The organism is Thermogemmatispora onikobensis (assembly GCF_001748285.1).
GTDB lineage: Bacteria > Chloroflexota > Ktedonobacteria > Ktedonobacterales > Ktedonobacteraceae > Thermogemmatispora > Thermogemmatispora onikobensis.
Genome location: NZ_BDGT01000055.1, coordinates 20,145 through 28,041, shown reverse-complemented (window position 1 = coordinate 28,041; position 7,897 = coordinate 20,145). Strand labels below are relative to the sequence as shown.

At 62.0% G+C, this 7,897-nt stretch carries 7 protein-coding genes; 2 read left to right on the top strand and 5 right to left on the bottom strand.

Annotated elements, in window-relative coordinates; all coding sequences use genetic code 11:
• Positions 1-426 precede the first annotated feature (426 nt).
• Positions 427-2,139: a peptide ABC transporter substrate-binding protein gene (locus tag BGC09_RS18720; RefSeq protein ID WP_069805745.1), complete on the bottom strand. Its 1,713-nt coding sequence runs from the start codon at positions 2,137-2,139 to the stop codon at positions 427-429.
• A 299-nt stretch (positions 2,140-2,438) separates the two neighbouring features.
• Between BGC09_RS18720 and rocF the strand changes: the two genes are divergently transcribed.
• Positions 2,439-3,332 carry an arginase gene (gene rocF / locus BGC09_RS18715; RefSeq protein ID WP_069805744.1) on the top strand — a complete coding sequence of 298 codons (894 nt, stop codon included), beginning with the start codon at positions 2,439-2,441 and terminating at the stop codon, positions 3,330-3,332.
• 166 nt (positions 3,333-3,498) lie between these two features.
• Positions 3,499-4,440 (top strand): branched-chain amino acid transaminase, encoded by a 942-nt coding sequence (locus tag BGC09_RS18710; protein ID WP_069805743.1) that lies wholly within the window; start codon positions 3,499-3,501, stop codon positions 4,438-4,440.
• Positions 4,441-4,753: 313 nt separating this feature from the next.
• Here BGC09_RS18710 and rpsI read toward each other — a convergent pair whose 3' ends face one another.
• The 4 genes from rpsI to BGC09_RS18690 all read right to left on the bottom strand — a co-directional run bounded on the left by rpsI (position 4,754) and on the right by BGC09_RS18690 (position 7,894).
• Entirely contained in the window at positions 4,754-5,128 is a 375-nt protein-coding gene (gene rpsI / locus BGC09_RS18705; RefSeq protein WP_069805747.1) for a 30S ribosomal protein S9, read from the bottom strand.
• A gap of 137 nt (positions 5,129-5,265) precedes the next feature.
• Positions 5,266-5,757 (bottom strand): 50S ribosomal protein L13, encoded by a 492-nt coding sequence (rplM, locus tag BGC09_RS18700; protein WP_069805742.1) that lies wholly within the window; start codon positions 5,755-5,757, stop codon positions 5,266-5,268.
• A gap of 156 nt (positions 5,758-5,913) precedes the next feature.
• Entirely contained in the window at positions 5,914-6,798 is an 885-nt protein-coding gene (gene truA / locus BGC09_RS18695; protein WP_069805741.1) for a tRNA pseudouridine(38-40) synthase TruA, read from the bottom strand.
• A gap of 469 nt (positions 6,799-7,267) precedes the next feature.
• A complete protein-coding gene (locus tag BGC09_RS18690; RefSeq protein ID WP_176728976.1) occupies positions 7,268-7,894 on the bottom strand; it encodes a bL17 family ribosomal protein in 627 nt (208 codons plus the stop codon).
• Positions 7,895-7,897: the final 3 nt, after the last annotated feature.

Below are 7,897 nucleotides of genomic sequence, written 5' to 3'. Positions count from 1 at the left end.
TCTCAGCGACCTACCTCATCCAGGCCAGACTCGTATGCCTCGCTGCATACTAACAGAACATGCCCAGGATGGAAGCGTCATCGCTTCCCGCCCCCAGCAGTGGGAGAACAAGAGGTTCTCCAAAAAGGAGCCAGGACAAGATCGACGCGGGCCGACTCGGAACTCCGATCGACCTCCATCGACAGATCCTTACAGCTCGCCGGGGCCTCGACAGCCCTCGACCGTCCCTCGACTGCCACATAACAAAGCCCGCCGAGGGCGGCGGGCAGCACAATTGGCGGGCGATGCGCCCTACTTGCGTTCAAGCGTATAAGCACGATGATGAACGTTGTGGCTTTATTATACCATCACAGTGCGGCAGCCTTCAAGACGATGCCAGCCGCGACGGCCTTCGCTCAGGCACTGGAACAGCCTGCCTGAAGCTCTTTAATGCTGGAGCAGGTAAACAGCCGACCAATCACCGAAGTAGAGGCCCAGGCCATTGAGCGTCACCCCGTGCAGCCAGGGCGGAATGACTGCCGCCAGGGCCTGATGATCCAACGGCAACCAGCCCACATCTTCGATTGCCACGCGCTCCGCCTCATTGTAGGTGCGTAAACGCGCCTCGCCGCTCTCCTTCTCAGCCTGCGCCACCAGGCGATCAAACTGCGGATTGCTCCACTCCCCGTTATTATTGGGGGAGCCACTGGTGAGGTTCAGGGTCAGCCAGTCGTAGGGATCGGGAAAATCCGCGGTCCACTGAATAAATCCCATCTGCACCAGGTGCTTCGACAGCTCATCGTTGTAGGTCGTCAGGTCCATGCCCTGCAGCCTGACCTGGAGACCGAGAGCACTCTGCCACATCTGCTGCAAGGCCGCTGCCTCACTCTGCGAGACCTGCGCTGAGGGGTAGGTGAAGACAACAGGTGGCATCGCACGGCTATCGGGATAGACCGACTGCAGCAGGCTGCGCGCTCTGGCCCGGTCGTAGGGAAGGCCGGCGTAATTGGCCTGGTAACCGGGCATGCCCGGGGGAATAATGGTAGTGGCCGGCAGCACCGCATCTTTAAAGATGGCGTGCGCCAGCGTCTTCTTATCAATGGCATAGGCAAAAGCCTGCCGCACCGCGGTCTTATCAAACGGTGGCTTGCGTGTATAGAAGAAGAGCAGATCGGTCTGCAGCAGCGCACGCTGCACGAAGCCCGACATCTGGCGGGCACGCCCCAGCTCGTCCGGGGGAATATTCCAGATGAAGCTGTACTGGCGCGCCTCATAGGCCTTAAAGGCCGTTGCAGGATCGCTCACAAAGAGCATATCGACCTCGCGCAGCCGCGGCTTCGGGCCATAGTAGTGGGGATTGGGCACCAGGACCATCTTGACAGTGTGCTGCCAGCTCTTGACCATGAAGGGACCCGTGCCAATGGCACTGCCCGCCGCCTGACTCGTCCAGCTGGCCTGACCATATTTTTGAATCAGAGCCGGATTCAACGGATCAAAGAGCGGGTTGGTCAGCACCTCCAAAAAGAAGGGGGTAGGCCGGGTCAAGGTGATCTGCAGCGTCCGGCTATCCAGCGCCCGGACCCCGCTCAGCGTCCGGCTCTTGCCGGCGGCCACATCCTCTGCACCTTCGATAAAGCCCTCAAAGAAGGAGGCAACCGGCGACTTGACTTCCGGTAGGAGCTGCCGCGTCAGCGTAAAGACATAGGTCTGCGCAGTAACCGGTGTCCCATCGGAGAAGGTAAGGCCGGGCTTAAGGTGAAAGGTGTAGACCCGTTGATCCGGCGAGACCTGCCAGGTCGCCTGATCGGGTACGACGCTTAAATCGGCGGTCGTGCGAACCAGACCACTGTAGAGCATGCTGACCGCCAGTGCCGAATTAGCGTCCGGCCCCTGCGCTGGGTCAAGGGTACTGATATCTTTGGTGCCCACGTTCGGGAAAACCAGCACCTGCTGCTCTGCGGCCAGCGGCTGCTGACTGCTGGAGGATGGCGAGGAGCCGCCACCGCAGGCAGCTAAGAGCACCAGCGCCCAGAGCAGAGCGCCCAGCCCAAAGCGCTTCAGCCAGAAGCAGAAAGCTAACCTCCCTGTCGACAGCCAGGTTGGAGCCGCCACCTCTCCCTGACGGCGGCCAGCGTGGACATATCGCAACCAGCGAGACACGACAAAGCGCCTCCTTCCTCGCAGAAAGCAACTTGGCAATCCCACCCGCCGGTCCACCACCGTGCAAACCTGACGGACAGAGGTAATAGCGCCAGGTCAGGTGCCTCTATTGTATAGCGCCCCTCGCTCCGGCGGCAAGGCACGTGGAACGAGCCGGCCCCGCTCGACCGCAGAGCAATGGCTCTCTTCGACACCCGGTGGTGGGAGCAATTGGCTGATGGACAAGGGCCTGGCCCAGGACTATAATGGAGAGGAGAAGATTACACTGTTCAATGGCGAACAGGAGGGTAAGCGAACAGATGCAGATTCGTGTGATTGGCGTGCCGATGGACCTGGGGGCAGATCGACGTGGCGTGGATATCGGGGTGAGTGCTATCCGCTATGCCGGCCTTCACGAGAAACTCCGCGCACTTGGTCACAGCGTGAAAGACATCGGTAATCTGCACGTCCCCCTTCCTGAAAACCAGCCAGCTGGCGATCCACACGTCAAATATCTGGAACCGATTATGCAGGTGGCCGAAGAGCTTGCAGCAGCCGTCGGCGAGGCGCTGCAAGCGGGTGACCTGCCGCTCGTTCTGGGCGGGGACCACAGCATCGCCCTTGGCTCCATCACGGGCGTTTCCGGCTTCTACGGCGACATTGGCGTGATCTGGATCGACGCCCACGGCGACTTCAATACGCCGGAGACGACGCCTTCGGGCAACATTCACGGCATGGTGCTGGCCGCCCTGGCCGGCCTGGGTCACGAGCGCCTTGTCCGCCTGGCTGGCCGCGTTCCCAAGGTCAACCCGCAGAACATCGCCATCGTCGGTGTACGCGACCTTGATCCGGGCGAGCGCGAACTGCTGCGCGCCAATCGCATCCATGTCTTTACGATGACCGACATCGACCGCCGCGGCATCTCAGCCATCATGGAAGAGGCCATTGCCGTGGCCGGGCACAACGGCAGACGTATCCATCTGAGCCTCGATCTGGATGCGCTCGATCCCAGCGAAGCGCCCGGCGTAGGAACTCCGGTGCGCGGCGGCCTCAGCTACCGCGAGGCTCATCTCTCAATGGAGCTGCTTGCCGCCTGCGGTCAGCTCTGTTCTATCGACGTGGTCGAGGTCAACCCGATCCTGGACCGCGAGAACGCCACCGCCTCGCTCGCCGTCGGGCTGGTGCTCTCTGCTCTGGGGAAAACTATTCTCTAGCCAGCCCCGACCAACCAGCCAGCGGCCCACCACGCAAACCGGCCTGCCTGCGCCACGCCAGGTCGGGCAGAGCAGACTACATATAGCAGGCCAAGAAACTCAGCAAGAGCCTATTCTGCAGAAGGAGGGAAGGCAGAGAGCAACGGAGCTTTCTGCCACAACAGCGATGGAAGCCCAGGAACTCTTCATGAACGGCGAGTTCGTCCCCGTCGAGCGCGGGGTGATCTCCGTACGCACGCATGGCTTTGCCTATGGCACTGGCTGCTTCGAGGGTATCCGCGGCTACTGGAATGAGCAGGATCAGCAGCTCTACCTCTTCCGGGCTCGCGAACACTACGAGCGGCTACTGCGCTCTTGCAAAACGCTGCAAATCAGTCTGCCTTATACCGTCGAGCAGCTGCTGGAGATCACAGTCGAGCTGGTACGGCGCAACAACCAGCGCCAGGACATCTACATCCGGCCCGTCGCCTATAAGAGCGATCAAACGATCGGCGTTCGCCTGCACGGCATTAGCGATAGCTTCCTGATTACGACGGAGCCGTTTGGGGACTACGTGGCCACCACGGGCCTGCGCTGCTGCGTCTCCAGTTGGCGGCGGATCGACGACAACGCCATTCCCGCGCGCGCCAAAGTCTGTGGTGCTTACGTCAACTCGGCACTGGCCAAAAGCGAAGCCCTGCAGAACGGCTATGACGAGGCCATCATGCTCACTCACGAAGGCCACGTCTCCGAAGGCAGCGCCGAAAACATCTTCCTGGTGCTCAACGGCGAACTGGTCACACCGGCCCCTACCGAAAATATCCTGCTGGGAATCACCCGCGACACCGTGATGGAGCTGGCCCGCCGCGAGCTGGGACGCATCACCCGCGAGCGCTGCATCGACCGCACTGAGCTATACAACGCCGAAGAGATCTTCCTCTGCGGCACGGGCGCGCAGATCGCCCCCGTCGTGGAGGTCGATCGCCGTCCCGTCGGCAGCAGCCAGATTGGTCCTATCAGCAAGGCGCTTCAGGACCTCTACTTCGAGGTCGTGCGCGGCAAGCGCCCGGAGTATCGGGCACGCTGGTGCACCCCTGTTTACAGCAGTGTTCCCGCCAGTGCCAGCTAGGGTCGGCCTGGATCGCCTCGCCCTTCCGGCGAGCACAAGTCAGATCGCCAACCAGGCAGCCAGGCCAGCAACCCGGCGCCGGCGGACCAGACCAACACTCCAAAAAAAACAGGTGCGGGGCAGTCATCTTCCCCACGCCTGTTTTTTGATGCGAGCGGCTCAGCCGCCCACCAGAAGCCAGACGGGCCAGCGCTCGCCTACGTACTCGCTGTTCCGTCGCTGGGTCCCGTCCTACCCTATCCATCTGCTCTAAGCCACCCAAGAAAGCGCATGGACAGAGTAGACGAAGCCACCAGCAGGCCCGGAGCCAGGTTTAACGCTTGGTGTACTGCGGTGCCTTACGGGCGCGCTTCAGACCTGGCTTCTTGCGCTCCTTCATGCGCGGATCGCGGGTCAAAAAGCCGGCTTTACGCAAAGTATTCTTCCAATCGGGATTGACGCGCAGCAAAGCCCGGGCCAGAGCATGGCGCACCGCGCCGGCCTGGCCAGTCATGCCACCGCCAAGCACGCGCACCGAGATATCATAAGCGCTGGTCAGGTCCAGCAGGCGGAGCGGCGCCAGGGCGGTCGCAACAACCGATTCACGGTTGCCAAAGTAATGCTGAAACTCGCGCCCATTAACAATAATTCTGCCGCTTCCATTGGGATAAAGACGCACACGCGCCACAGCTGTCTTGCGCCGTCCCATCCCGTAGTAGTACTCCCCTTTAGGCAGCTCCAGTTTGGTGCTTTCAGCCAAGGTCTCTACTCCTCTCCCTTCCTTCTCTCATCACGATCGGTAGGTAAGGTCAGCAAGTAAGAACGAGAAGAAGCTTCAGCTTCTCCCTACTGTTCGCCAGAGGCCGGCGACTGCTCCGAGAGATACTCATCCAGCAGCGCCTGCGGTCCCCGCCAGGGAACAGGCTTTTGAGCCTGGTGCGGATGGGTTGGGCCGGCATAGACCTTCAGCCGCCGCATCAACTGGTTGCCCAGGCTATTGTGCATCACCATACCGCGCACAGCGTGAATCAAAGCGCGCTCAGGATGAGGTCCTTCCAGCACCTGACGGAGCGTCTGCAGCTTCACGCCGCCAGGGTACTGAGTATGGCGAAAGTAGACCTTCTTATCGAGGCGTCCGCGCGTCACGGCGATCTTATCGGCATTAATCACGATCACATAATCGCCGCAGGGCATATGTGGAGTAAACGTCGGCTTATGCTTACCGCGCAGAATAGTTGCAATCTGCGACGCCAGCCGGCCCAGCACCTGCCCCTCGGCATCGATCACATACCATTGCGGGCGCAGGTCAGCAGCCCTGGCGCTATAGGTTTTTCTCATAGATCACATCTCCCAAAACGCAATCTTGCTTGCTTGCTTGCTCACTCAGCCTCACCACGAGGAGCAGCGGGAGCCAGGCGTCCCTTCCTCAGCCGTCTGCGTCGCGCTCCTCGCTTGCCACCCAGCCCGGCAAGGAACAGATGAGCCGAGCCTGGATCAGGCTGCTGGGTCTTCATCACCATCAGGCGCGGGCGCGGCCCCCACGCCAACCAGTGCGGGCCAAACAGCAGAAACCAGCGTCTCCGTGGTCGCCGGCGGCTCCGGCAGGCCCAGCTCTGGGGGATAGGAGACCCCTACCAGGCACAGCCCACGCGCCGGGACCGCCGCCCCCGGATGGGAACGATCGGCGCGCTGGACAATCGCAGCGAATTCCTCCACACTGAGCCGTCCCTGACCGACCAGCAGGAGTGTTCCCACCATACGGCGCACCATGCCAGTCAGAAAGGCATTGGCCGTAAAGTCACAAAAGATGCAGGCGCCAGAGCGAAGGCAGGAGGCCGCCAGCATGGTACGGACACAATGGTGCGGGCCAGCCTCATCAGGATGGGAAGCATCCTCGGGACTCTGCCCAAAGGCCCCGAAATCCTTCGTCCCCAGCAGAGACTTGCAGGCCTCAGCCATGAGATCGACCGCCAGCGGCTGAGAGCGATGGTACGTGAAGCGAGCCAGGAGCGCCGTCGGAATCGCATCATTCCAAATCGTATAACGATAAGAGCGACTGAGGGCGCTGAAGCGAGCATGGAAGCGCTCCGGCACCTCACGCGCCCAGCGCACGACCACCGTCGGTGGCAAGGTAGCATTCAAGGCCCGCATCCAGACCTCGGGAGTGAGTCGCGCCGTCGAGCGGAAGTTAATTACCTGGCCCGAGGCGTGAACGCCCGCATCGGTGCGCCCGGCTCCGTGCACCACGACTCGCTCACCAGCAATACGCGCGATCGCCGTCTCCAGCACTCCCTGAATCGTAGGGCCATGAGTCACTGGCTGACGCTGGAAGCCGTGATAGTCCGTGCCATCGTACTCAATGCCACAGGCGATATTCATACGATCTCGTCTAACCGTCTATCATCTCATCACCTACGCGCTACGCACCGGCTCCCCCTCCAGGCAGCCAGGACGAAGCAAGCTACAAGCGAGCCAGCGAGTAGCCATCACCAGGAGGACCCATCGCCCAGTCTTCCAATCCCAACAACGCGCTGGCCGGGACTGGCCAGCGCCCACCGCTCCGCCTTCATGCACCCACCCATCCAGGGCGCCATAGCAGCTATGCCGGACGAGCCTCCAGCCAGGCCACCGAGAGACTAGCCAGTGCGCCGCGCTTTGCCGCGGGCAGTAGCCAACCCTGGCGCTCCTGATTCATTATCCATGCACTCAGCGGCAGGCTCGTCCGGGCGGCACAGGTCTTTCACCTCGCTGAGCAGTCGAGACAGCGCCAGAGCCACCGATCGAGGGAGGGGGAAAACCAGCGCAAGCGCGGTGCCACTGTGGGTCCTCGCCCTCCCGTGGGCCCACCTCAGACCAGAGCGATCTGAGCGACCTCGGCAGCATCGCCCTTACGCTGCCCCAGCTTTGTAATGCGCGTATAGCCACCGGGGCGGCCCATATAGCGGGGCACCAGCTCATCGAAAAGGCGGCGCACCACCAGCTCATCGGGCAGGTGGCTCAGCACATAACGGCGGGCGCGTAGCTCAATCACCAGCGCCTCATAAGCGGCGCGCAAAGCTCGCTCCGCCTCCTCTTCCTTGGGAATAATGCGCAAGAGCTCCGCCCGGCGCTCCTTCAGCTTATTCTCCAAGAACTTCCGGCCCTGCTCCGTCAGTGGGGGCATCCCCATAGCCGCGCGCTCCTCGTTCGTTGCCACCTCATCATGGAGCGAGAAGCGGCCCCGGCGCGCGAAAGCCAGCAGCTTGGCCGCCTTCTCCTCATCGGGAACCACCTGCGCCAGATGGCGCTGAGCCGCGGCGCGGCCCTCGACGGCGGTCGCGATCAGCCGCTCAACCTCGCCGCGAATCGCGCGGGCGCGGGCCAGGGTAGTATTGACCCGATCGTAGCGGAGCAAACCCGCCATCAGGCTACGGCGGACAGCGCGACGGCGGTGCTCCGGCATTCCCAGCCTATTACCGGCAACACGATGCCTCAACTT

Coding starts and splice junctions, on each gene's coding strand:
- rocF (WP_069805744.1), top strand. CDS start 2,439: ATGCAGATTCGTGTGATTGGCGTGCCGATGGACCTGGGGGCAGATCGA.
- BGC09_RS18710 (WP_069805743.1), top strand. CDS start 3,499: ATGGAAGCCCAGGAACTCTTCATGAACGGCGAGTTCGTCCCCGTCGAG.
- rpsI (WP_069805747.1), bottom strand. CDS start 5,128: ATGGGACGGCGCAAGACAGCTGTGGCGCGTGTGCGTCTTTATCCCAAT.
- rplM (WP_069805742.1), bottom strand. CDS start 5,757: ATGAGAAAAACCTATAGCGCCAGGGCTGCTGACCTGCGCCCGCAATGG.
- truA (WP_069805741.1), bottom strand. CDS start 6,798: ATGAATATCGCCTGTGGCATTGAGTACGATGGCACGGACTATCACGGC.